This window comes from Dellaglioa sp. CoH-55-MRSF-8 (genome assembly GCF_056782195.1).
The window spans coordinates 1-381 of record NZ_JBXAYH010000102.1; the positions used below are offsets into that span (position 1 = coordinate 1).

Consider the following 381-nt stretch of genomic DNA (forward strand, 5'->3'; position numbering starts at 1 on the left):
AGTTAAGCTTCTTAGCGCCAAGAGTAGTTGGGGGTCGCCCCCTGCGAGGGTAGGACGTTGCCATGCTAATAATAAATTTAAAAATGTGCTAATCTAACTGATTAACACATTTTTATGTATATGACCCGTTGGTCAAGTGGTTAAGACACCGCCCTTTCACGGCGGTAACATGGGTTCAAATCCCGTACGGGTCATTTTCGCCGGCTTAGCTCAGTTGGTAGAGCATCGGTATCGTAAACCGAGGGTCACAGGTTCGACTCCTGCAGCCGGCATTAGTGGTTGCAAAATTGTTTTATGTAGTAGTAAAAGAGTGTGGTGGCGATAGCAAGAAGGATACACCTGTTCCCATGTCGAACACAGAAGTTAAGCTTCTTAGCGCCA

General features: G+C 46.5%; 2 tRNA genes and 1 rRNA gene. All 3 read left to right on the plus strand.

Features of this window, described 5'->3' with window-relative positions:
• Positions 1–122 precede the first annotated feature (122 nt).
• A tRNA-Glu gene (locus AC1RPW_RS08090) sits at positions 123–194 on the plus strand.
• 5 nt (positions 195–199) lie between these two features.
• A tRNA-Thr gene (locus tag AC1RPW_RS08095) sits at positions 200–272 on the plus strand.
• Between the two features lie 39 nt (positions 273–311).
• Positions 312–381: ribosomal RNA gene (gene rrf, locus AC1RPW_RS08100) — 5S ribosomal RNA — on the plus strand; the annotation flags it as partial.